Origin of the sequence: Streptomyces sp. SAT1, assembly GCF_001654495.1 — a bacterium.
Lineage (GTDB): Bacteria > Actinomycetota > Actinomycetes > Streptomycetales > Streptomycetaceae > Streptomyces > Streptomyces andamanensis.
The window spans coordinates 3,514,287-3,535,935 of record NZ_CP015849.1 but is presented as its reverse complement, the minus strand read 5'-3'; the positions used below and the strand labels follow the sequence as shown (position 1 = coordinate 3,535,935).

Annotated in this window: 15 protein-coding genes, 1 tRNA gene and 1 pseudogene; 7 read left to right on the top strand and 10 right to left on the bottom strand. The window is 74.6% G+C overall.

Annotated features, from left to right (window positions below; translation table 11 throughout):
- The first annotated feature begins 10 nt into the window (after nucleotides 1–10).
- Nucleotides 11–712 carry a hypothetical protein gene (locus tag A8713_RS15325; RefSeq protein WP_079158974.1) on the top strand — a complete coding sequence of 234 codons (702 nt, stop codon included), beginning with the start codon at nucleotides 11–13 and terminating at the stop codon, nucleotides 710–712.
- Nucleotides 713–976: 264 nt separating this feature from the next.
- Here A8713_RS15325 and A8713_RS15320 read toward each other — a convergent pair whose 3' ends face one another.
- The 3 genes from A8713_RS15320 to A8713_RS15310 all read right to left on the bottom strand — a co-directional run bounded on the left by A8713_RS15320 (nucleotide 977) and on the right by A8713_RS15310 (nucleotide 4,169).
- Nucleotides 977–1,942, bottom strand: coding sequence for a DUF5926 family protein (locus tag A8713_RS15320; protein WP_064533998.1), 966 nt, complete (start codon nucleotides 1,940–1,942; stop codon nucleotides 977–979).
- Nucleotides 1,943–2,517: 575 nt separating this feature from the next.
- Nucleotides 2,518–3,159 (bottom strand): ATP-binding protein, encoded by a 642-nt coding sequence (locus A8713_RS15315; protein WP_064533997.1) that lies wholly within the window; start codon nucleotides 3,157–3,159, stop codon nucleotides 2,518–2,520.
- A gap of 182 nt (nucleotides 3,160–3,341) precedes the next feature.
- Complete coding sequence (locus A8713_RS15310; protein WP_064533996.1) at nucleotides 3,342–4,169, bottom strand: glycerophosphodiester phosphodiesterase; 828 nt, start codon at nucleotides 4,167–4,169, stop codon at nucleotides 3,342–3,344.
- 260 nt (nucleotides 4,170–4,429) lie between these two features.
- Here A8713_RS15310 and A8713_RS15305 point away from each other — a divergent pair, with 260 nt between their 5' ends.
- On the top strand, nucleotides 4,430–6,013 hold the full coding sequence (locus A8713_RS15305; protein ID WP_064533995.1) for a S1C family serine protease: 1,584 nt from the start codon (nucleotides 4,430–4,432) through the stop codon (nucleotides 6,011–6,013).
- Between the two features lie 101 nt (nucleotides 6,014–6,114).
- Here A8713_RS15305 and A8713_RS15300 read toward each other — a convergent pair whose 3' ends face one another.
- The gene (locus A8713_RS15300; RefSeq protein ID WP_261340617.1) at nucleotides 6,115–7,632 is read right to left on the bottom strand and encodes an MFS transporter; all 1,518 of its coding nucleotides are present in this window, start codon (nucleotides 7,630–7,632) and stop codon (nucleotides 6,115–6,117) included.
- Between the two features lie 216 nt (nucleotides 7,633–7,848).
- On the opposite strand from A8713_RS15300, the gene A8713_RS15295 reads away from it, so the two are divergent.
- Nucleotides 7,849–7,933: transfer RNA gene (locus A8713_RS15295), tRNA-Ser, on the top strand.
- 209 nt (nucleotides 7,934–8,142) lie between these two features.
- Here A8713_RS15295 and A8713_RS15290 read toward each other — a convergent pair.
- The 3 genes and pseudogenes from A8713_RS15290 to A8713_RS15285 all read right to left on the bottom strand — a co-directional run bounded on the left by A8713_RS15290 (nucleotide 8,143) and on the right by A8713_RS15285 (nucleotide 10,177).
- Complete coding sequence (locus A8713_RS15290; RefSeq protein ID WP_237305382.1) at nucleotides 8,143–8,685, bottom strand: hypothetical protein; 543 nt, start codon at nucleotides 8,683–8,685, stop codon at nucleotides 8,143–8,145.
- 187 nt (nucleotides 8,686–8,872) lie between these two features.
- Nucleotides 8,873–8,953: pseudogene (locus A8713_RS32270) on the bottom strand (GntR family transcriptional regulator); the annotation flags it as partial.
- A 255-nt stretch (nucleotides 8,954–9,208) separates the two neighbouring features.
- Nucleotides 9,209–10,177, bottom strand: a complete 969-nt coding sequence (locus tag A8713_RS15285; RefSeq protein WP_237305381.1) for a bifunctional DNA primase/polymerase — start codon at nucleotides 10,175–10,177, stop codon at nucleotides 9,209–9,211.
- Nucleotides 10,178–10,575: 398 nt separating this feature from the next.
- Between A8713_RS15285 and A8713_RS15280 the strand changes: the two genes are divergently transcribed.
- The 3 genes from A8713_RS15280 (at nucleotide 10,576) to A8713_RS15270 (ending at nucleotide 13,618) form a co-directional block, all read left to right on the top strand.
- Complete coding sequence (locus tag A8713_RS15280) at nucleotides 10,576–10,887, top strand: hypothetical protein (RefSeq protein ID WP_018566301.1); 312 nt, start codon at nucleotides 10,576–10,578, stop codon at nucleotides 10,885–10,887.
- Between the two features lie 326 nt (nucleotides 10,888–11,213).
- On the top strand, nucleotides 11,214–11,771 hold the full coding sequence (locus tag A8713_RS15275) for a SigE family RNA polymerase sigma factor (RefSeq protein WP_018566302.1): 558 nt from the start codon (nucleotides 11,214–11,216) through the stop codon (nucleotides 11,769–11,771).
- 170 nt (nucleotides 11,772–11,941) lie between these two features.
- Nucleotides 11,942–13,618 carry a long-chain fatty acid--CoA ligase gene (locus A8713_RS15270; RefSeq protein WP_173860851.1) on the top strand — a complete coding sequence of 559 codons (1,677 nt, stop codon included), beginning with the start codon at nucleotides 11,942–11,944 and terminating at the stop codon, nucleotides 13,616–13,618.
- 217 nt (nucleotides 13,619–13,835) lie between these two features.
- Here the strand turns inward: A8713_RS15270 and A8713_RS15265 are convergent, their stop codons facing one another.
- Nucleotides 13,836–15,098: an MFS transporter gene (locus A8713_RS15265; RefSeq protein ID WP_064533992.1), complete on the bottom strand. Its 1,263-nt coding sequence runs from the start codon at nucleotides 15,096–15,098 to the stop codon at nucleotides 13,836–13,838.
- 190 nt (nucleotides 15,099–15,288) lie between these two features.
- On the opposite strand from A8713_RS15265, the gene A8713_RS15260 reads away from it, so the two are divergent.
- A complete protein-coding gene (locus A8713_RS15260) occupies nucleotides 15,289–15,867 on the top strand; it encodes a TetR family transcriptional regulator (protein WP_064533991.1) in 579 nt (192 codons plus the stop codon).
- An 84-nt stretch (nucleotides 15,868–15,951) separates the two neighbouring features.
- Here A8713_RS15260 and A8713_RS15255 read toward each other — a convergent pair whose 3' ends face one another.
- Together A8713_RS15255 and A8713_RS15250 are read right to left on the bottom strand one after the other, a co-directional pair.
- Nucleotides 15,952–20,742: a PAS domain-containing protein gene (locus tag A8713_RS15255; protein WP_064533990.1), complete on the bottom strand. Its 4,791-nt coding sequence runs from the start codon at nucleotides 20,740–20,742 to the stop codon at nucleotides 15,952–15,954.
- Nucleotides 20,743–21,046: 304 nt separating this feature from the next.
- Nucleotides 21,047–21,502: an SSI family serine proteinase inhibitor gene (locus A8713_RS15250; RefSeq protein WP_237305550.1), complete on the bottom strand. Its 456-nt coding sequence runs from the start codon at nucleotides 21,500–21,502 to the stop codon at nucleotides 21,047–21,049.
- Nucleotides 21,503–21,649 lie beyond the last annotated feature (147 nt).

The following is a 21,649-nucleotide window of genomic DNA, read 5'->3' as shown; positions in this document are numbered from 1 at the left end:
TCTTCCCTTTATGTTGCGCCATCCCGAGGGACACGGAAGCGGCCGCCCGCACGGACACGGAGACGGCGGTCCGCGCGGATGCGGCGACCGCCGGGGCCCGGAGGCGGAGCGTACGGGCGGCGCCGATCCCCGGCGGGTCCGGCTGTACGCCCTCATCGGCGTCGTGGTGTGCGCCGTCGCGCTGCCGCTGGCCGTGGCGTCCGCGGGCCAGGTCGGCGACCGGGGCGTTCCGGGAGCCCCGGGTGGCCCGGACGACCGGGGACGTGCCGCCGCCTCGTCCGCCGCGCCGGACCGCCCGGCCGCCGACGGCAAGATGCCGACCGCCGCGCCCACCCGTACGCCGTTCCTGCTCGGTCTGGGACTGGCGACCGCCACCCGCTGCGGCCCCGAGGTCGCCTCGCCCGGTGGTGTCGAGGCGCAGACCTGTGTGCTGACCCAGGGCGCGGACACCTGGGCGCGCACCTACTACCGCAACGCGACCGGCCGGGCCCTGGACGCCGCGCTGACCCTCATGGGCCCGGACGAGCGCACCCTGCGGATCCACTGCGCGCTGGACGGCGGCGACGAACCCGGGACGTGCGACACGCCCCGGGAGCACACCCGTGGCGCGCCGGGTGCCTACACGGCCGTCGCCGAGTTCGCCGGGCGCCCGGGAAGCGGACCGATGCTGCTGCGCTCCGGCTCCAACTCACCTGCGAAAGCGAGGCGTTGACGGGCGGCTGCGCTCGGTGAGCGGCAGTGCACATGGAAAGACCCGGTTGCTGGCGACGGGGGATGCACCAGCAACCGGGCTACTGGAACGGTAACAAGAGATCGGCGGTTCGCAAATTCGATCCCGGCTTTCCAGTCACCCGGTGTGCCGTCTTTCCGGTCACACCGACTCGCCCGCGCGGACCGGGAGTTGAAACCGGAGCTACCTGTTCCGCGCGGGGCGTCCGGCTGACCGGTCGGTCAGCACGGCCGGTGGGCCCCCGGCTCAGCTGAGCGTGACCTGCCGGTTGGTCAGCCCGCCGCGGGCCCGGCGCTCCTCGGGGGTCAGCGGCGCGTCCGCGGCCAGCGCCCCGGCCAGCCGCTCGGCGAACTCGGCGGCCGGCTTCTCCACGTCCTGGGCGCCGACCTCGCCGGGCAGGTCCCAGACGGGCACGGTGAGGCCGTGAGCTCGGAAGGAGCCGACCAGCCGGGTGCCTTCGCCGAGGCTGGAGACGCCCGCCGCGTGCAGCCGCGCCAGAGCGTCCAGAAGCTGCTCCTCCGGGTGCGGCATGACCCAGCGCAGGTGGTTCTTCTCCGGCGTCCGGCACCAGTAGGCGCAGTCCACGCCCTCCAGGCGCACGGTCGGGATCGCCGCGGCGTTGGCCCGCTCCAGGGAGGCGGCCACCTCCGGCGCCGCGTTCCCCGCGTCCGGGACCCAGAACTCGAAGCCCTCGTGCACCTCGGGCGCGAAGGGGGCCTCGGGGTCCAGCAGGTCCTGGAGCCGGGGGCCGTCGGCCGGGGCGCGGCGGCCCTGCACCGGGTTGCCGGGCTCGGCCTCCAGCGCGCGCAGGAGCGTGTCGGCGAGGTCGCGGCTGATGTCGCCGGACGCCGTGTCGTTCTGCAGGCCGATGAGGACCGAGCCGTCGTCGCGGCGCAGCGCTGGCCAGGCCATCGGCAGGACGGTGGCCAGCCGGACCGACGGCACGCCCTCGGGCAGGCCGTCCTTGAGCGTCAGCTCGGCCGTGGCCGCGGGGACCAGCTCGCGCAGCGCCACCCAGTCGCACTCGCCGGGCAGGCCCTCGAACGGGCGCTGCACCAGCTCGGTCGCCGCGTGCGCCGCGGCCCGGCCGTGGCAGGCCTTGTAGCGCCGGCCGCTGCCGCACGGGCAGGGCTCGCGGGCGCCGACGACCGGGATCTCTCCGTCCGTGAGCTGCGGGCGCTTGGCCTTCGTCTGGGGTCGCTTCTTGGCCATCTGGGTGTCTCCCGGTTACGGCTCGTCTTGTACGGGCGCGAGCCTAGTCGTTCACACCCTTCGCGACGGGAAGCTGTGGACGGGGCGGGCGTTGTGGACAACCCGACCGCGCGCGGCGGGGCGTGCGGAGACGGGTGGGGCGCCCGGGGCCGCCCGGGGAAGGGGTGGGCTGGGTCGGGGGGGACGGTTGCGCCGTGCGGAGGCCCTGCGGGCTCATGGGGGCGGTGACGCGTGCGCGCGTACGGGGAACGTCTGCGCGGGAACGTCTGCGCGGGGACGCGTGTACGGGGACGCATGTACAGAGTCGACCGCGCCGGGGGAGCGTCCGCGCGAGGACGTGCAAGCGGAGGCGCCCGCGGGAATGCCGTCGGCCCCCGCGGGCGCGTCCCGTGCACGGGGGAGGGCCCTCTGGTCCGGGACGCGCGCGCACGCACCCCGCGCGGAGCCGCATGAGTCTCCGCATCGGATCGCTGTCCGGGACGCGCGCACGTACCCCGCGCACGGGCGGGCACGTGCGCCGGAGTCCCCTGCGGCTTTCCCGCCCGCGTGCCGCGCCGCGTCCCGTGCCGGTCGGGTCAGGCCAGGTCGCCGAAGGGGGCGGCGAAGCCCAGCTCGGGCAGGGCGGCCACCGCCGCGGGCGCCGCGACGCGCCCGGCGAAGCCGTCCCGGCGATGACCGGCGTCCGGGTCGTGGACGTCGTCGTGGACGATCACCCACACGGTGACCTCGCCGCGGACGTCGTCCCGCACTCCCCAGTCGTCGCAGAGGGCCGTGATGATGTTCAGTCCGCGACCGCCGTGCGCGGTGACCGACGGGGTGGCGGGGGCCGGGCGGGTCGGGCCGCCGCCGTCCGTCACCTCGACGACCAGCCGGCCGGCCGCGTCGACGCGCCAAGCGGCCCGGACGTCCCCGTCGCCGGCCAGGGCGCCGCCCAGCGGCCGGCCGTGCCTGCACGCATTGCTCAGCAGTTCGGAAAGGACCAGAACGGCGTCGTCGACGACCGGTTCCGCCACACCACCCCTGCGCAGTTGCTCACGCATCCGGCGTCTTGCTTCCCCCACGCCCGCAGGGCCATGGGGTACGGCCATGCACGACGACGTGGGCACCTCCTGTGCCACCACCAACGCCACCCCCGAGACCTCCTTCGCCCCACGCCACGGTGTGGATGCCCCATTGGCCTGAACCGGAAACCGGCCATCCAGCGCCCGACGACGCATTCACGAGGATCGAACACGCAGCGAACGCGCCGGAGCACTCCTTGTCACCGCATGGCCGAATATCGTCAAAGTGGCTTGAACCGGAGCCTGCTGGAGCGGCGGGTGCGAGGTCAAGGCCCGTGACCGATCAGTGGCCGATCGGTGGCCTGTCGGCGGCCTACGGGCGGCTGGCAGGCGGCCTGTCAGCGGCCGAGCTGGCGCAGGGCGGGTCCCGGACGGTTGGTGATGATGGCGTCGACGCCGAGATCGACACAGAGAGCGACGTCCTCCGGGTCGTTCACCGTCCACACGTGGACCTGGTGCCCGGCTGCCTTCAGCCGCTCGACGTACCCCGGATGCCCCCGCACGATGCGGATCGAGGGACCCGCGATCCGGACCCCGGCCGGCAGCCGTCCGTCGCGCAGCCGGGGCGAGACGAACTGCATCAGGTAGACCGTCGGCAGCGTCGGGGAGGCCGCCCGCACCCGGTGCAGGGAGCGCGCCGAGAAGCTCATCACCCGCACCGGCGAGTCGGCGGGAACGGTCGGAGCGTCCAGGCCGAACCGCTTCAGCAGGGCGAGCAGCCGCTCCTCGACCTGGCCGGCCCACCGCGTGGGGTGCTTGGTCTCGATGGCCAGCTCCACCCGCCGTCCCGCGTCGGAGACGAGCTCCAGCAGCCGCTCCAGGGTGAGGACGGAGGTGTCCTCCGGGTCCTCGGGGTGTACGACCCAGTCGGGCTCCTCGTCGCGGCCGCGCCAGGGGGCGCGGGAGTGCCGGGAGCCGAAGTCCAGCGCGGCCAGGTCGGCGAGTTCCAGGGCGGAGACCGCGCCGCGGCCGTTGGACGTACGGTTGACGCGGCGGTCGTGCACGCACACGAGGTGGCCGTCCGCCGTCAGCCGCACGTCGCACTCGAGGGCGTCCGCGCCGTCCTCGATCGCCGTCCGGTAGGCGGCCAGGGTGTGCTCCGGCGCGGCCTCGGAGGCTCCGCGGTGTGCGACGACCTGGATGTGATGCTGCCGTGCGTGGGTCACCGCGTCATGGTGCCACCGCGGCGGAGCGGGTGTGGCCACGGGAAGGTGTCGATAGTGTGTCCGTTTACTGCGAGATGACCCGTATAAGGAGTGGTGGCGGCCGACCCACAGCCTCGGCTTATGGTGCTCTGACGGCCTGTGGGAAAAGCTGACCACGTACAGATGCACCTGCACAGCTGGAGCACGCCGGGTCGTCGGCAGCCAGGACGAGCGTGACGAGTGCGACCGACAACAACAGCCGTGGATCGAGGAGAAGAGCTGTGAGCACCGAGAACGAGGGCACCGAGGTACCCCCGGCCCCGTCCGCACCTCCCGTGCCGGTGGAGACCTCCGCAGCTTCCCAGCCGCCCGCTCCCCAGGGCGGTGCCCCCACGCCCCCGCCGCCCAGCACGCCTCCGTACGTGCCGGGCGCCCCGCAGCAGGACACCGCACCGGCGGCTCCGTCGGCGGCACCCGCCGACGCGGCCGCCCACCCGGCGGCCCAGGGCGCGCCGGGAACCGCCGGTGAGGGGCCCGCGCAGACCTTCCCGGCGGGCGGACACCCGCAGCAGCCGCAGGGTGCCGGTGTCCCCGGCGCGCCCGTCGACGGCTCCTGGCCGCCGCCCCAGCCTCCCGCCGTGCCGTCGTACGCGGACGGCGGCGCGGGCGCGGCCGGTGGTGCCGGGGGCGCGGGCTGGGGTGCGGCGTACCAGCAGCCCGCGCCGAAGCCGCGCAGCCGGCGCGGCGGTCTGATCGCCGCGGTCCTGGTGGCCGCGCTGGTCGCGGGCGGCCTGGGCGGCGGCCTCGGCTACACACTGGCGAGGAACGACGACGGCGGTTCCACCACGGTCGCCGCCTCCGACGCGGGCGCCTCCCAGGTCAAGCGCGATCCGAACTCGATCGCGGGCGTGGCCGCCAAGGCGCTGCCGAGCACCGTCACCATCGAGGCGGAGAGCACCAACGGCCAGGGCGGCACCGGCACCGGATTCGTGTTCGACACCCAGGGCCACATCGTCACCAACAACCACGTCGTGGCCGACGCCGTCGACGGTGGCAAGCTCACCGCCACCTTCCCCGACGGCCGGAAGTACGACGCCGAGATCATCGGCCACGCCCAGGGCTACGACGTCGCGGTGATCAAGCTCAAGAACGCGCCCTCCGACCTCAAGCCGCTCGCCCTCGGCGACTCCGACAAGGTGGCCGTGGGCGACGAGACGATCGCCATCGGCGCGCCCTTCGGCCTGTCGAACACGGTGACGACAGGCATCATCAGCGCCAAGAACCGCCCGGTCGCCTCCAGCGACGGCAGCGGCGACAGCAAGGCGTCCTACATGAGCGCCCTGCAGACCGACGCCTCGATCAACCCCGGGAACTCCGGCGGCCCGCTGCTCGACGCGCGCGGCGCGGTGATCGGCATCAACTCCGCGATCCAGTCCTCCGGCAGCGGCGGCGGTCTGGGCGGCTCGGGGCAGTCCGGTTCGATCGGCCTGGGCTTCGCCATCCCGATCAACCAGGCCAAGTACGTCGCCCAGCAGTTGATCAAGACGGGCAAGCCGGTCTACGCGAAGATCGGTGCCTCCGTCGCCACCTCGCAGGACGGCTCCGGCGGAGCGACCATCTCCGACCAGGGCGCGGGCGGCGGCGCCGCGGTGGAGCCGGGCAGCCCGGCGGCCAAGGCGGGCCTCAAGCCCGGTGACGTCATCACCAAGCTCGACGACACGGTGGTCGACTCCGGTCCGACCCTCATCGGCGAGATCTGGACCCACAAGCCCGGCGACACGGTGAAGATCACCTTCAAGCGCGACGGCAAGGAGCACACCGTCGACGTGACGCTGGCGTCCCGGATCGGCGACAGCGCGAGCTGACGCACACGCACACGCACACACACCGCCCACGCGCGCGCGTGCCCGCTGCCCGCGCCACCGCCCCGGACGGGCGGCGGCGCGGGCAGCGGCCGTTTCCCGGCTCAGGGTGAGCCGACACCTGAACCGGAGGCCGGGCTGCTGCTCGCACCGTCCCCCGGGTCCGTGCGGGTGCCCGGGTCCGCCCCGGAGCTGTCCGCCGCCCCGGACCCGGCCACGGTCCGCGGCGTCGGCTCCCCGGTCCCGCGAGCCCGCCCGGCGAGTACGGCGATCACCAGCGTGGGCACCGCCAGCAGCCCGAAGGCGGCCCCGTACCCGGCCAGGCCGGAGGCACCGGCGCCCAGGCAGGCGTTGAGCACCACGGAGTACAGCGCCATCACGGAGATCTGGCCGAGGTTCTGGCTGGTCTGCATCGCGCTGCTGGCAGAGCCCTGCCGGCCCCGCGGACTGTGGGCGAGCGACAGCACGGTCAGCGAGGGATCCAGCAGCCCCATGCCGACCGCCGCGACGATCATGGACAAGGCCGCGGTGAGTGCGGGCACCCCGGGAAGCGTTCCCGCCACGGCGAGCGCGACCGCGGCCGTCATGACCACGGCACCCGCGGCGACCAGGTGATGCCGGGGCCGGCTCTCCAGCAGCCTGCCCTGGACCCAGGACGCCCCGGCCCACACCACGGCGGCGCCCGTGAAGGCGAGGCCGGTCACCACCAGGGCCACCTTGCGCTCCGCGATCAGCATCAGCGGCACGAACGCCTCGATCGTGAAGTACGTGCCGGACGCCAGGCCGCGCAGCAGCACCGTAGTCGGCAGTCCCCGGGCCGCCCGCCAGGTGCCGGCGGGCAGCAGCCGGGGCGCGCAGACCACGAGCAGGCACAGCGCCGCGGCGGCGAACAGCAGATGGCGGACGTCCCAGCCCGACACGCCGTACTGCCCCAGCGCCGCGCCCAGGCTCACCAGGGCCGCGAGCAGCAGTGGCGGGCGGGCGGCCCGGTCCTCGCGCGCCCCGGCCGCGCCCTGCCAGGAGGGGCCGCGCAGGACGGTCACCAGGACCAGCGCCGGCAGCACGGTGAGGGCGGCGAGGCCGTAGAACACCACGCGCCAGGACCACCACGCGGAGACGAGCCCGGCCAGCGGCGGACCCGTCAGCGACGGGATGACCCAGCACGCGCTCATCAGCGCCAGCGCACGCGGGCGCAGGCGCTCCGGATAGACCTGCCCGATGGCGGCGTTGACGGACACCGCGACCGCTCCGGCGGCGAGACCGTCCAGGAAGCGCCCGGCCGCCAGCTGCCAGATCGAGGTACTGGTGGCCGAGACGATCAGGGTGACCACGGTCAGCGCCATGCCGGCGGCCAGCGGCCCGCGCGCGCCCGACCGGTCCGCCCAGTGCCCGCCGAGGACCCCGCCCAGCAGACCCGCCGCCACGAAGCAGCCCGCGACCAGCGGGAACAGCGACACCCCGCCCAGATCCCGGGTCGCCGTCGGCAGAGTGGGCACCACTGCGAGCGCCGCGAACCCGGTCAGGAACATCACCAGGGAGAAACTGGCGGTGGCCGCCAGATGCGTCCGCGAGAACAACGTCTCCCCGGCGCCCCCGGACGCCGCCCCGCCCCGGTCAGCCACGGCCGCCCGCCCGCCCCCGACCCCCCTCACCGGCACACCGTCCCCCGGACAACCACGTCTCTCCGCAAGCCTTCAGACGATCAGTCACGGCCGCGCAGGCTATCCACCACCCGCCCGCCGGAGCCACCGCTTTTGCCCACGCCCCGCCCCACACCCTCCGCCCCCCGCCCGAGGCCCGGTACGCTGTACCCGCCCCGCCCCGGTGGGCGAGGCCCAGGTGGGTTGCCCGAGCGGCCTAAGGGAACGGTCTTGAAAACCGTCGTGGCGCGAGTCACCGTGGGTTCAAATCCCACACCCACCGCATGAGCGCACGGCCCCTGACCAGGCGATACGGTCAGGGGCCGTTGTGCTGCGCACTGACCGCCCGTCACCCCTTCTCCCCGTGGTTTCCCGCTCGATCGGGCACGGATGGGGCACGAGCGAGCGCATGCTGAGAGTGGATTGCGGCTTGCCCTTCAGCCTCAGCGCAGACGTCACTGATCACAGCATCCGGCGCCGGGCGCAGGGGGCTCAGGGCTTGCCGGGTGGAGTGCGCGCCAGCACCCCTGTGCCAGACATCGGAGTCTGTGCCGTCAGGGTACGCGGACTGGTGCCTAGGGCGGCGGCGATCTCGGGTGCCATGTCCATGGTCTCCAGGGCCCACGTCTCTTCGTCCTCTTCCGTCTCGGTTGCCGCATCCCAGCTCGTGGCCAGGCCCAGGGCCTCTCGACGGGAACGTTCATAGGGCAGCGGCTCTCCCAGCGTCAGGTAGTGGTCATCGCCCGCGCCGGTCTCGCAATAGCGGCGCACAACCGCTCCCTGCTCTGCGACCAGCCAGGCCGACCCGTCGCCCTGCGCGCCGTAGTAGTAGGCCTGCGCAGTTCCGTAACGGACACTCAGTTCCTCGCACATACGCAGCACAGCGTCCGAGCGCTCGCGCCCGCAGGGATCGCACCAACGTCCGATGACCAGGGTCCACCCGTCGAGTGCTGGACTCACGTATACGCGGCGGAGCCCTTCGGCTCCGCAATGGCTGTCTTCGTCGACGGCCTCTTCAGCGTGACTGAAGGACACGGGTGCCCCGTCCGTCAGCCCCAGTAGGGACATGACTCCGTGCTGATCTGCGGTGGGTACCGCGATCCAATGAAGCCAGCACGACAGAAAAGGCCGGGGCAGCAGGTGCGATGAGGGTGTAGTCACGGCGGCACGCTCGCACACGCTTCCTGGAAGCTGAAGCCTGAGCGCAAGAGGCTCTGCCCTGTCAGCGGTTGATCGGAATCTCGTAGACGATATCGCAGTGAGCGGCGGGCACGACGATGTCCGCCGTCTCGACGGGCCGTCCGCGGCCCAGCGCCGTGTCCGTGGCTTGGTGGACCGTGGCCATGCCGCCACGGCCGACAGCCCGGATCAGCTTGTAGCGTCCCCCACTGACTGACGTCAGTCCTTCGTTCTGAGCCACCCGTCCACCCCCGGCTGCACGGCTGAGTGGCAACGATGGCAGCGGCGCCCCGCGACCAACAAGCCGGGAAACAGCGGAATTCTCCGGGGAGCCGTGCCGCGCGGGGCCGGTCTCGCGGGTGAGGTGACGCGCCGGTCCTCATGGATGGTGCCCCGTCGCGCGGGCCGCCGACATGAGGGTGGAGTGGGCTTCGGGGCGGGAGAGGCCGGTGGTGAGGGCGGCGTCGAGGAGGAGGGGGTGGAGGGCGGGGCCGAGGCCGGATTCGTAGGCGCGGCAGGCGGCCCAGAAGAGGCGGGTGTTGCGCTGGCCCTCGGGGGCGTCCAGGACGAAGCGGACGAGGCCGTGGGCGGTGCGGCGGCCGGGGGAGGGCGGTGGCGTGCGGCGGGGCGGGGGCACGAGGAGGCGCAGGAGGAGCGGCGGGCAGGGCGCGGGGGCGAGGTGGGCGGTGCCGGGGGCGAGGGCGTACGTGCCGTGGTGGGTGCGGGAGCCGGGGCCGATCAGGTAGCCGCCGGTGCCGCGGATGTCGATGCCGGGCGCGAGCCGGCCGGCCGAGTTGGGGACGGTGACGTCCGGGGGGCCGCTGAACCACAGGTGGCGGCCGCCGCTCGGGGTCAGGACGACGACGGTCGCGGGGAGCGGGAAGCGGTGGCGCCGGGCCAGTTCGCGCAGGGCGGCCAGGGCGTCCGTGCCGGTCTTGGTGTCCAGGTCGACGCCGATCAGGTGGTGCGGCGGCACTCCGCAGGCGATCCCGTAGCCGGTGGCCCGGGGTGCCGCGGCGAACAGGTCCCGGATGCGGGCCGGGTCGGACGAGGCGTCGTACACACCGTGGCCGAGGGCGCCGCACTCACCGCGGCACGGCTGCCGCCGGGTCGTGTCCGGGGCGCCGCCGGGTGGTGCGGCGCCGTCAGCGCGGCGCGTGGCGGGGTGGTTCGCACCGTCGTGCGAGGCGGGGTGGTGCGGGGAGCGCAGCGCCGGGTGCTTGGTCGGGGACAGCGGGATGACGGCCAGGCCGCGGGCGGCGGCCGTCAGGGCGTGGGTGAGGGCGGGGGCCGGTGCCGAGGCCGGTGCCGGTGCCGGTGCCGAGGGCTTTCGGGCGGTGGTGGCCATGACTTCATATTCGTACGAGCGTTCGAGGATGGGAAGAGGGCGTTTGTGGGGTGCGGCAGGGGCGCTCGGTACGGCCGGTTTGCGCCGGGCGCTTGCCGGAACGCTTCACCTCTTGTCGCGCTTGGGGTGAAGGGGGGCGCTCTGTGTCCGGTCGGGGCTTTGGCGGCGGGAAAGGTGGTGAAGGGGGTTTATCGACTTGTCCTCACGCTTGCGTGCTAATCGGGGCTTCCGGGGTGGTTCCCCGGTGATCCGTGGGCAACTCTGATCTTGCGACGTCGTGGGAACCCGCTGGGGCGGTCGGCCAACCACCCTGGTGAAAGCCGTAGTTCAGGTAGCTTCACGCAGCTTCACGTACTTCCGGCAGGCAGCCGGTGCGTACCTCTTACTGGAGGAGCAATATGGCAAGCATCCGTACCGCCCGCGTTCTCGCCGCCGTCACCGCCGTCCCGCTCGCGGCAGCCCTCTTCACCGGCATCGCGGCGGCGGACACCGGCGCCGTGGCGGGTGTCGGATCGAGCGCGGGTGTCGCCGGGATCGTCGGCAGCGGAGTCGGCCACAACAACAGCGGCAACTCGTCCACCACCGGGCAGCAGGCGGTGGGTTCCGGCGCCACGAACCAGAGCAACACCGCTCAGGTCAACGGCTCCGCGTTCACGGCCATCCAGCAGGGCAACCACAACGTGGCCGTCCACTTCACCCGCCTCTGGTGAGCCGGGGCGGGCCGGCGTGCGCGTTGGGGACCAGCCGGCCCCGAGACCCTGTGGGTGTGCTTGTGGGGATGTGACACACAGCTGCGCGGCGGTGCTTCGGCACCGCCGCGCAGGCGTGTGCGGTGCGCGTGCCGGGAACCCGTCCCTGCCCTGGCGCCAGGTGCGTCGCTCAGCCGCGTCACCCAAGGGTGAACCCGCACCCCGGTCCCCCTCCCCGTCCACCTACAGGAGGTGCGGTCAACCCCACCCCTACAACCTGAGGCGGACCCCGCTTCGGGACCTGCGGGCGATCCGCCGACCGGGGGACCGCTCCTAGCGTGGAGGACATGACCACACCCGTATGCACCAGCGCGTCGACCGCCGCCGTACCGGCCGTGCCGAGCCTGGCGTATCCGTCGTTCGCCTCGTACGTGCGGGCCCGCCAGTCGGTGCTGCTGCGCACCGCCCGGTCGCTGACCGCCAACCCGTGCGACGCGGAGGACCTGCTCCAGACCGCGCTGACCAAGACGTATGTCGCCTGGGAGCGGATCGAGGACCACCGGGCGCTCGACGGCTATGTCCGCCGCGCGCTGCTGAACACCCGTACGTCGCAGTGGCGCAAGCGCCGGGTCGACGAGTTCGCCTGCGACGAGCTGCCCGAGCCGGATCCGCTGCCCGGCGCGGCCGACCCCGCCGAGCAGCAGGCGCTGCGCGACGCCATGTGGCGGGCGATCACCAAGCTGCCCACCCGGCAGCGGGCGATGGTCGTCCTCAGGTATTACGAGGACCTCTCCGAGGTGCAGACGGCCGAGGTGCTCGGCGTCTCCGTGGGCACCGTGAAGTCGGCGGTCTCGCGCGCGCTCGGCAAGCTCCGCGAGGACCCCGAGCTGGGGCGCGTGCGCTGACCGACCGTTTCGGCGTCCGGCGGAGCGTCCGGCGGCCGCCCGTCCGGCGGAGCGTTCGGCGGGTTGTCCGGCGGGCCGTCCGGCCCCTCGGTTGATCGATCACCCGGAGCTAGTGACATACCGCGTGGTATGTGCGCAGAATCAGCGCACACCCTACTGCCGCGTAGGCAATGCCGCCCCGGGAGGACGCCGTGCTGAGCACCATGCAGGACGTACCGCTGACCGTCACCCGCATCCTGCTCCACGGGACGCGAGTGCACGGCCGGTCCCAGATCACCACCTGGACCGGGGAGGCCGAACCGCAGCGGCGCAGCTTCGCCGAGGCGGGCACCCGCGCGGTGCGCCTGGCGAACGCCCTGCGCGACGACCTCGGCGTCCGCGAGGACGATCGTGTCGCGACCCTCATGTGGAACAACGCGGAGCACGTCGAGGCCTATCTCGCCGTCCCCTCCATGGGCGCCGTGCTGCACACGCTCAACCTGCGCCTGCCCGCCGAGCAGCTGACCTGGATCGTCAACCACGCGGCCGACCGGGTGATCATCGTCAACGGCTCCCTGATCCCGCTGCTCGCCCCGCTGCTGCCGCGGCTGAAGACGGTCGAACACGTCGTCGTCTCGGGCCCCGGCGACCGCGCCCCGCTCGACGGCTGCCCCGCCCGGGTGCACGAGTACGAGGAACTGATCGCGGACAAGCCGGCCACCTACGACTGGCCGGAGCTGGACGAACGCCGCGCCGCCGCCCTGTGCTACACCTCCGGCACCACGGGCGACCCCAAGGGCGTCGTCTACAGCCACCGTTCGATCTACCTGCACTCCATGCAGGTCAACATGGCGCAGTCGATGGGCCTGACCGACCGCGACACCTCGCTGGTCGTGGTCCCGCAGTTCCATGTCAACGCCTGGGGGCTGCCGCACGCCACCTTCATGACCGGCGTCAACATGCTGATGCCGGACCGTTTCCTCCAGCCCGCCCCGCTCGCCGAGATGATCGAGCGTGAGCGTCCCACGCACGCCGCCGCCGTCCCCACCATCTGGCAGGGCCTGCTCGGCGAACTCACCGCCCGCCCCCGCGACGTCTCCTCCCTCACCCAGGTCACCATCGGCGGCTCCGCCTGCCCGCCCGCCCTCATGCGGGCGTTCGACCGGCTCGGCATGCGGGTCTGCCACGCCTGGGGCATGACGGAGACCTCCCCGCTGGGCACGGTGGCCCACCCGCCGGCGTACGCCTCCGGCCCGGACGAGGAGTTCGCCTACCGTCTCACCCAGGGCCGCTTCCCGGCCGGTGTCGAGGCCCGCCTGACCGGTCCCGGCGGCGAACGCCTCCCCTGGGACGGCGAGTCGGCGGGCGAGCTGGAGGTGCGCGGCCCGTGGATCGCGGGCGCCTACTACAACGGCCCGGACGCCGAACCGCTGCGCCCCGCCGACAAGTTCAGCGAGGACGGCTGGCTGAAGACCGGTGACGTCGGCACCATCTCCCCGGACGGCTTCCTCACCCTCACCGACCGCGCCAAGGACGTCATCAAGTCCGGCGGCGAGTGGATCTCCTCCGTCGACCTGGAGAACGCCCTGATGTCCCACCCGGATGTCGCCGAGGCGGCCGTCGTCGCCGTCCCCGACGACAAGTGGGGTGAGCGCCCGCTGGCCACGGTCGTCCTCAAGGAGGGTTCCACGGCCGACTTCGAGTCGCTGCGCGCCTTCCTCGCCGAGGAGGGGAAGATCGCCAAGTGGCAGCTCCCGGAGCGCTGGACGATCGTCACCGCGGTGCCGAAGACCAGCGTGGGGAAGTTCGACAAGAAGGTGCTGCGCAGGCGGTACGCGGCGGGCGAGCTGGACGTCACCAGCCTCTGAAACGTCCTTCGGCAAGCTTCGGCTCCGGGGGGCGACAGACCGAGGACAGACAGCGGTGCCGGGCGGGCCGCCTTCCGGCTTCCCGCCCGGCACCGGGCCTGGACGCGGCCCCGCGGGTCCCGAACGCGGGCCTGGACGCGGTCCCGAACGCGGCCCTGGACGCGCCGCGTCCCTCCCGCGTGTCCCGCGTGTCCCGCGTCCCCCGTGTCTCCCGCCCTCACCGCCGTACCGACGTGCTCACCCAGCCCACCACCAGCCACAGCGCGGCCACCGCACAGACCCCGGTCCAGCCCCAGTGGGCGAAGGCGGGCGCCGCCACGGAGGAGGCCAGCGCGGCGCCGGCGAAGCCCGAGACGACGTAGGCGGTGTTGGCGGTCGCCGGGGCGGAGGTGGTGGTCAGCGCCAGGGTCTGGTTGGCGACGTGGGAGGCGACCAGGGCCGCGTGGATCGCGATCGCGGCCACGAACAGCGCCACCACCGTGTGCCCGCCCAGCCAGAACAGCGGCACGGAGACGGCGGCCAGGATGTAGGCCGACCGTACGACCTTGGCGGCGCCGAAGCGGTCGACCAGCCCGCCGGCGAGCGGCGCCACCGCGCTCGCCGCCAGCCCGAAGAGCCCGAAGAGTCCGGCGGTCGCGATCGACAGGCCGTACGCCGGGCCGGTGAGCAGCAGCGCGAGCGAGGTCCACAGCGCGCTCCAGGCGCCGAACATGCCCGCCTGCCGCAGGCACGCCCGCCACAGGTCGGGCGAGCGGCGGGCCAGACCGGGCAGCGAGGTGATGCCGGACAGCAGCGGGCCGGTGCCGCGGCGGCCCTCCGACGGCAGGGCGAGAGCGGTCGCCAGGCCGAGGACCACGGTCAGCAGGGACGCGCCGACGAACACCCAGCGCCAGCCGAACGCCTGTCCGGCCAGCGAGCCGACGACCCGTGCGGCGACGATGCCGGTGAACAGGCCCGCGATCACGACGGCCACGTGCCGGGCGCGGCGGTCGGCGGGGGCGCGTTCGACGACCAGCGGGACGAGCAGCTGCGGGACGACGGTCGCGGCGGAGGCGACGAAGACGGCCGCGGCGAGCGCGCCGGTGCCGGGCGCGACGGCGGCGATGAGCAGGGCGGCCGTCGTCGCCACGGACAGCGCGGCCACCAGCGGGCGCCGGTTGACCCGGTCGCCGAGCGGGGCGAAGAAGAGCAGACCCGCCGCGTATCCGAACGGGGCCACCGAGGCGATCCAGGCCACCGCCGAGGGCGCCGAGCCGAAGTCGTGGGCGATGAGGGGAAGCAGCGGCGCCGCGAGGTAGATGTTGCCCGCGGTGACCGCGGTGCACACGGCGATCAGCGCCAGGAAGGCGTTGGGGCCGAGGCTCCGCCGGGCGGCCGGAGCCGGAGCCGGAGCCGAGGCTGTGCTGACTGCGGTGGTGGGGGCCGTGAGGACCGCGGTCCTGGACGCGGCAGGGGCTGGGGACGACGGCGACGACGGCATGGTGCGGGGGCCTCCGGTACGGGCGGGTGGGCGAGGGGTGGAACTGGAGCGTGGAGCTGAAGCGTGGAGCCGATCCATAACCAACCGGCTGTCCATAACCAACTGGTTGGTTGGCACGTGGAACAGTCTGCGCCCGCTCCGGATCTTCTGTCAACCAAACAGTTGGTTGCTAACGGGGTACGCTGCCCTCATGGCAGCAAGAGACCCCGAGGCCACCAAGGCGCGGATCTTCGACGCGGCGGTGGCCGAGTTCGCCCAGCACGGCATCGCGGGCGCCCGTATCGACCGGATCGCCGCTCAGGCCAAGGCCAACAAGCAGCTCATCTACGCCTACTTCGGCAACAAGGCGGAGCTGTTCACCCATGTCCTCGGCAGGTCCATGGTCGACCTCGCCGCCGCCGTCCCCATCGATCCGGACGACATCGACGGCTGGATGGACCGACTCCTGGACTACCACGCCACCCACCCCGAGCTGCTGCGCCTGCTCTTCTGGGAGGGCGTCGAGTACGGCACCGGCGAGCTCCCCGACGAACCGGCCCGCCACGCGCACTACGCCGCCAAGGTCACCGCGCTCCGGGACGGCCAGGAGCGGGGCGTGATCACCGACGCCTTCCCGCCCGAGGACCTCATGTTCCTGCTGGTCTCCCTGGCGGGCTGGGCCTCGGTGGTGCCGCAGATACGACGGATCCTGGTGGGTGACGACGACGCGGCCCGCGACCGCCTGCGGTCATCGATCCGCGAGGCGGCCCTGCGGGTGGTACGGCCCTGACACACCCGGGGCCGTGACAAGGGCGTGCCCCGGCCCGGAGGAGTACGGGGCACGGGGGCGTACGGGGATGTACGGGGGCGTACGTCAGTTGGTCCCGATGCGGGCCAGCAGGTCCACGATCCTGGTCTGCACCTCGGTGCTGGTCGACCGCTCCGCGAGGAACAGCACCGTCTCGCCGGACGCCAGCCGCGGCAGCTCCGCCTGGTCGACGGCGGCCGTGTAGACCACCAGCGGGGTGCGGTTGAGCTGCCCGTTGGCGCGCAGCCAGTCGAGGATCCCGGCCCGGCGGCGGTGCACCTGCATCAGGTCCATCACCACCAGGTTCGGCCGGAACTGTCCCGCGAGCGCCACCGCGTCGGCGTCGCTCTCGGCCCGCGCCACGCGCATCCCGCGCCGTTCCAGCGTCGCGGTCAGCGCCAGCGCGATCTCCGTGTGCTCCTCGATCAGCAGGACACGCGGCGGGTGCTGCTCGCTGTCGCGCGGCGCGAGCGCCTTCAGCAGGACGGCCGGGTCGGCACCGTACGCCGCCTCCCGGGTCGCCTGCCCGAGTCCGGCCGTGACCAGCACCGGCACCTGCGCGGCGACCGCGGCCTGGCGCAGCGACTGCAACGCGGTCCGGGTGATCGGCCCGGTCAGCGGGTCGACGAACAGCGCGGCGGGGAACGCCGCGATCTGCGCGTCGACCTCCTCGCGCGAGTGCACGATGACGGGTCGGTAGCCGCGGTCGCTGAGCGCCTGCTGCGTGGTGACGTCCGGCGCCGGCCAGACCAACAGCCTGCGCGGGTTGTCCAGCGGCTCCGGCGGCAGCTCGTCGTCCATCGGCTGCGGGCGCGGCGGGTCCGCGACCTCCACGGCGCCGCCGGGCCCGTCCAGCGGTTCGGGTCCTTCGGCGGCGTTCTCGTCCGGGGCGCCTATGGCGTACGAGCGTCCGGCGCCCTCGGTGCCCGGCGCGCGCCGCGGCTGACCGGGGCCGGGCAGCGGCGACGGGGCCGGTGCGCCCGGTGCGCCCGATGTGCCGGGGGCTCCCGGGGAGACGGGCCCCGGAGGGGCTGCCGGGACGGGGGGCGTCGCGGGCGGGCGGCCGGGAGCGGGCTGCGCGGCGGGCCGTTCGGGCGCCGACGGGTGCGGGCGGCTCCCCTGCTCCGGGCGCTGCTGCTCGGTGCGCGCGGCGGCCGGGTCGGGCGGGGTGCCCAGCTTGCGGCGGCGCCCGGAACCGCCCGGTGCGTGCGGGGGCGGGGTGGCGGACGGCTGCTGCACCTGAGCGGCCTGACGGCTGAAGGGCACGCCCTGCCCGAGCGTGCGCACGCTGATCGAACGCCCCTGCGTCGAGTCGGGGTCCACCGGGGCGGCGGCCTCGGCGGGCAGCGGCTGGGCGGCCCTCGGCGGCCTGGCGCCCGGCCGGCCCTGGCCCTGAGGACGGCCGACGGGCTGCTCGGGCGGCAGAGGGGTGCCGGTGGCCGGAGTGGTGGCGTGGCCGGGCGTGCCGTGGGGCGGCGTACCGGCGCCCGGGACGGGGGCGGACGGCACGGAGGGCGGCGCGCCCGGGACCGGGGGACGGCCGGGCGGTGCCGGTACGGGGCCGGTGGCGCCGTTCGGCGGCGGTACGGGGATGCCGGCGCCCGAGGTGTCGTCGGCGCCGCCGGGCCACGGCTGCGGCGGAACCGGGGTGCCCGCGGGGGTACTACCCCCGGCAGGGGTGGGCTGTCCGGCCGGGGCGGGACCCGTGCCCTGGGCGGGCAGCGGGTGAGGTGCGGGCAGCGGCTGCCCGGGGACCTGCGGGCCCGGGGCCTGAGCACCTGGCGCCTGGGCGCTCGGTGCCTGAACGCCTGGGGCCTGCGGTCCGGCGCTCTGCGGGCCGGTGTTCGGGTGGCCGGGGACCGGCCGTCCAGGGCCCGGCCGACCGGGGATCGGCTGTCCGGGGATCGGCTGTCCGGCGGGCTGGGTTCCCGGCGCGGCGTACGGCTGTCCGGGCACCGCCGGGGGCACCGGACCGGCCTGCACCGGCGCGCCCGGCGCGGGAGCGGACGCGGGTGGGGCAGGGGTGGCAGGCGTGGCAGGTGGGATCGTGCCCTCGGAGGGCTGGGCCATCGCCCGCCGACGGCGACCGGTGGGCGCGCTCGTGGGATGGGGCTGCGGCGGGGTGTGATCTTCGGCCTGGTCGTGGCCCACGGCGTCGTGCCGGCCCTCGTCGGCGCCGGAAGCCGCCGCCGTGCCCCGCACTGCGGAGGGCTGCTGGGCTTGTACCTGGGCCTGCTGCGGCACGGCGGGCCGGTGCGACGGCGGTGGCGGAACCGGCGGACCACCGGCCTCGGCACCGGGCATTCCGGGAGCTCCGATACGGACGCCGTTCTCGCCCTCGCCCTCGGCCCCGGCCTCGTCCTCGTCGGCGGGCCGGTCCGCGTCGGCGGGCGGCAGCGCGAAGACCGTACGGGGAGCCGATTCCTGCGCGGCGGCACGCTCGTTCGCCGCCGCCAGGGCACGCCGACGGCGCCCGGTCGGCTGCGCGGCGGGGTCACCGGCACCGGGCTGGAGGGCAGCGGGGACGGCGCCCGCGTCAGCCGCCGCGCCGGGCGCCTCGTCGGCGGTGCCGTCCGGGGCGGCGGGCAGGGCCGGGGGAAGCGCGTGCTGTTCGCCGGTCCGGGGCCGGGCCCGGCGTCCGGCGGGCCCGGCGGGGGCGGGTGCGGGCACGCCCCGCGGCGGCACCGTACCGCCGAGGCCGGTGCCCGTCGCCGCCGTACCCGCGGCGTGCTCGGCCGCCGTCAGCACGGCGCCCTCGCTCACATCGGGGTCCTCGGCGGGCCGGCCGCGCCGCCGCCCCGTGCCGCCGGAACCGTCCGTGCCGGACGGCCCGGCCGGGCCGGAAAAGCCGGAGGAGGCGTCCGGAGCGGATGCGGATGCTGCGGGGGCGGGGATGGGGGCGGGGGCGGGCACCTCGGCCGCACGCCGCCTGCGCCGCCCGGTCGGAACCGACGCGGCACCGGGTACGTCGCCGGGCGCCGGGCTGCCGTCCGGCTCGCCGTCACCGTCCAGGAACGCGTCCGTCGAGGACCGCCGGGCCCGGCGCCGTCCGCCGCCGGGCGCCGTGGCGGAGCCCGAAGCCTGCGCGGGCAGGGCGACCACGGCGGTACCCGCCGCGCCCCCCGGAACCGCCTCCGCGCCCGCGCCCGCGCCCGCGTCTGCGTCCACGGCCGGTTGGTCCGGTCCGGGTGCGGCCGGGCCCAGGGCGGCCGTGTGCGGAGCCGCCGGGCCGAGGGCACCGGGCAGACCCGCCGCGACGGCACCCGCCCCGCCGCCGATGGGCACTTCGAGGACGTACGCGCTGCCGCTCATCCCCGGCACCTGGTGGGTCTGGAGCACACCGCCGTGCGCCCGGACGATCCCGCGCACGATCGGCTCGTGCACCGGGTCGCCGCCGGCGTACGGCCCGCGCACCTCGATGCGCACCACCGAGCCGCGCTGCGCCGCCGCGACCACCACGGTGTTGTCCATGTAACCGGCCGCCGACACGGGCGCGTTGCCGGTCGCGTCCACGCCCGCGACGTCCGCGACGAGGTGCGCGAGGGCGGTGGCCAGGCGGCCCGGGTCGACCTCGGCCTCGATGGGCGGCGCGTGCACGGCGAACTGCACCCGGCCGGGCCCGACGAGTTCCACGGCCCCGTCGACTCCCGCCGCGACGACGGCGTCGAGCATCACCTTGGTGCGGGTGATCTCCTCGCTGCCGATGTCGAGGCGCTGGTAGCCGAGGACGTTGTCGATGAGGGTGGTGATCCGCGAGTAGCCGGCGGAGAGGTGGTGCAGGACCTGGTTGGCCTCGGGCCACAGCTGGCCGGCGTCGTCGGCGGCGAGGGCCGCCAGTTCGCGGCGCAGCTCGTCCAGGGGGCCGCGCAGGGAGTCGCCCAGCAGGGTCAGCAACTGCTCGTGGCGGGCGGCGAGTGCCTCGTAGCGGTCCTTCTCGCGCTCGCCCAGGGCGGCGTACCGGTCCTCGCCCGCGGCCAGTTCCTCCGCCTGCCGCTCGATCAGCTCCTCGATCTCGGCGGCATGGCGGCGGCGCAGCGCGTCCAGTGCGGCGGCGTGCTCCTCGGCGAGCTGCTCCCGCTCCTGCGCGTACCGCTCCTCGGCGGCGGCCTGCGCCTCGACGAGAGCGTCGTAGGGGCGCCGGTCGGTGAACGTCATCACGGCGCCGACGAGCTGGTCGCCGTCGCGCACGGGCGAAGTGGTCAGATCGACGGGCACCTTGTCGCCCGCCTTGGACCACAGCACCTGGCCGCGTACCCGGTGCTTGCGCCCGGAGCGCAGGGTGTCGGCGAGCGGGGACTCCTCGTACGGGAACGGCGAGCCGTCGGCGCGGGAGTGCAGGACGAGGGTGTGCAGTTCGCGGCCGCCGAGTTCACCGGCGCGGTAGCCGAGGATCTGGGCGGCGGCCGGGTTGACGAGCACGATGCGCCCGTCGGTGTCGGTGCCGACGACGCCCTCGGCAGCGGCCCGCAGGATCATCTCGGTCTGCCGCTGCGAACGGGCCAGTTCGGCCTCGGTGTCGACGGTGCCGGCCAGGTCGCGGACGACCAGCATCAGCAGTTCGTCGCCGGTGTAGCCGGAGCCGTCGTAGGCGTGCTGGCCGTTCGGCAGATTCGCGCTCGTGACCTCGACCGGGAACTCGGTCCCGTCGGTGCGCCGCGCGGTCATCCGGGTCGGCTTGGTCCGCGCGCGCGGGTCGATGTGGTCGGGGCGGCGCATCGAGCCGGGGATGAGCTTGGAGTCGAACTGCGGCAGCAGATCGAGCAGCCCGCGCCCCACCAGGGCGGTGCCCGGCGTCTCGAAGGTCTCCAGGGCGATGGTGTTGGCGTTGACGACGGTGCCGTTGGCGTTGACCAGCAACAGCGCGTCGGGCAGCGCGTCGAGTATGGCAGCGAGGCGAGCAGCGCCTCGGGATGGCCTGCTGCTCACGAACGCTTCCTCCCTGTCACCGCTCCTTGCCCACCGCGGGGGCCATCTTGCCAACCGGCCCGCGGAGTGTCACGCGAGCGAGTCTAAGCGCTGAGGTTGCGCGCGCGACGCCGGATGAGAGGGAGGTCGCACGGGGAAGTGACGTCGAACCTGTGACCGTACGGTTCCGTGAACCGGTCACCGCGGGGTTCCGCCGCGCGCCGTACTCCGCCCGCCCGCCCCGGTCTTCCGCGCCCTACCTCCCGAGGCCGGGCAGCACCGGCACGAGCCCGTCCCAGCGGCTGATCGCGCACCCGTCGCGGCGGTCGTAGCGCGCGTCCACCGGGCGTCCCGCCCAGGTCCCCGTGATGTGCGCGGTGGCCGGACCGCCGTACTGGAGCGTGCAGACGCTGCCCTCCTGGACCGGCGCGAAGGTGTCCCGGCCCCAGCGCGTCCGCCCGTCCAGCACCCGGCAGGCGCGCCGCACGTCCGGGTGGCTGCCGCCGCCCGGATGGCAGTACAGCTCGTACGTCCCGTCCTTGCCCGCACCGGCGTGCCGCACCGTCACGGTGAGGTGGTCGCCGCCCCGGTCCTCGGGCCGGACCGGCGGAGGCGCGCCGACCGAGCCGGGGCCGACCGAGCCGGGGGAGACGGAGGAGACACCGGGGGCATCCGGGACACCGGGGGCCGCCGAGGCGGGCCCGGCGGACATGGTGGACACGGCGGACAGCACCGCCACGGACGCGGCTGCCCCGAGGAGGAACCGGCGCGCGGAAGCGGCGGGAGCCGGAGCCGTGCGGGAGACGGACGACGACGCTGAGGAAGAACCGACCTGGACCATGCCCGGACTAACGCGCCG

Coding starts and splice junctions, on each gene's coding strand:
- A8713_RS15325 (WP_079158974.1), top strand. CDS start 11: ATGTTGCGCCATCCCGAGGGACACGGAAGCGGCCGCCCGCACGGACAC.
- A8713_RS15320 (WP_064533998.1), bottom strand. CDS start 1,942: ATGGCCAAGAAGCGACCCCAGACGAAGGCCAAGCGCCCGCAGCTCACG.
- A8713_RS15315 (WP_064533997.1), bottom strand. CDS start 3,159: ATGCGTCGTCGGGCGCTGGATGGCCGGTTTCCGGTTCAGGCCAATGGG.
- A8713_RS15285 (WP_237305381.1), bottom strand. CDS start 10,177: ATGGCCACCACCGCCCGAAAGCCCTCGGCACCGGCACCGGCACCGGCC.
- A8713_RS15280 (WP_018566301.1), top strand. CDS start 10,576: ATGGCAAGCATCCGTACCGCCCGCGTTCTCGCCGCCGTCACCGCCGTC.
- A8713_RS15275 (WP_018566302.1), top strand. CDS start 11,214: ATGACCACACCCGTATGCACCAGCGCGTCGACCGCCGCCGTACCGGCC.
- A8713_RS15270 (WP_173860851.1), top strand. CDS start 11,942: ATGCCGCCCCGGGAGGACGCCGTGCTGAGCACCATGCAGGACGTACCG.
- A8713_RS15265 (WP_064533992.1), bottom strand. CDS start 15,098: ATGCCGTCGTCGCCGTCGTCCCCAGCCCCTGCCGCGTCCAGGACCGCG.
- A8713_RS15260 (WP_064533991.1), top strand. CDS start 15,289: ATGGCAGCAAGAGACCCCGAGGCCACCAAGGCGCGGATCTTCGACGCG.
- A8713_RS15250 (WP_237305550.1), bottom strand. CDS start 21,502: ATGTCCGCCGGGCCCGCCTCGGCGGCCCCCGGTGTCCCGGATGCCCCC.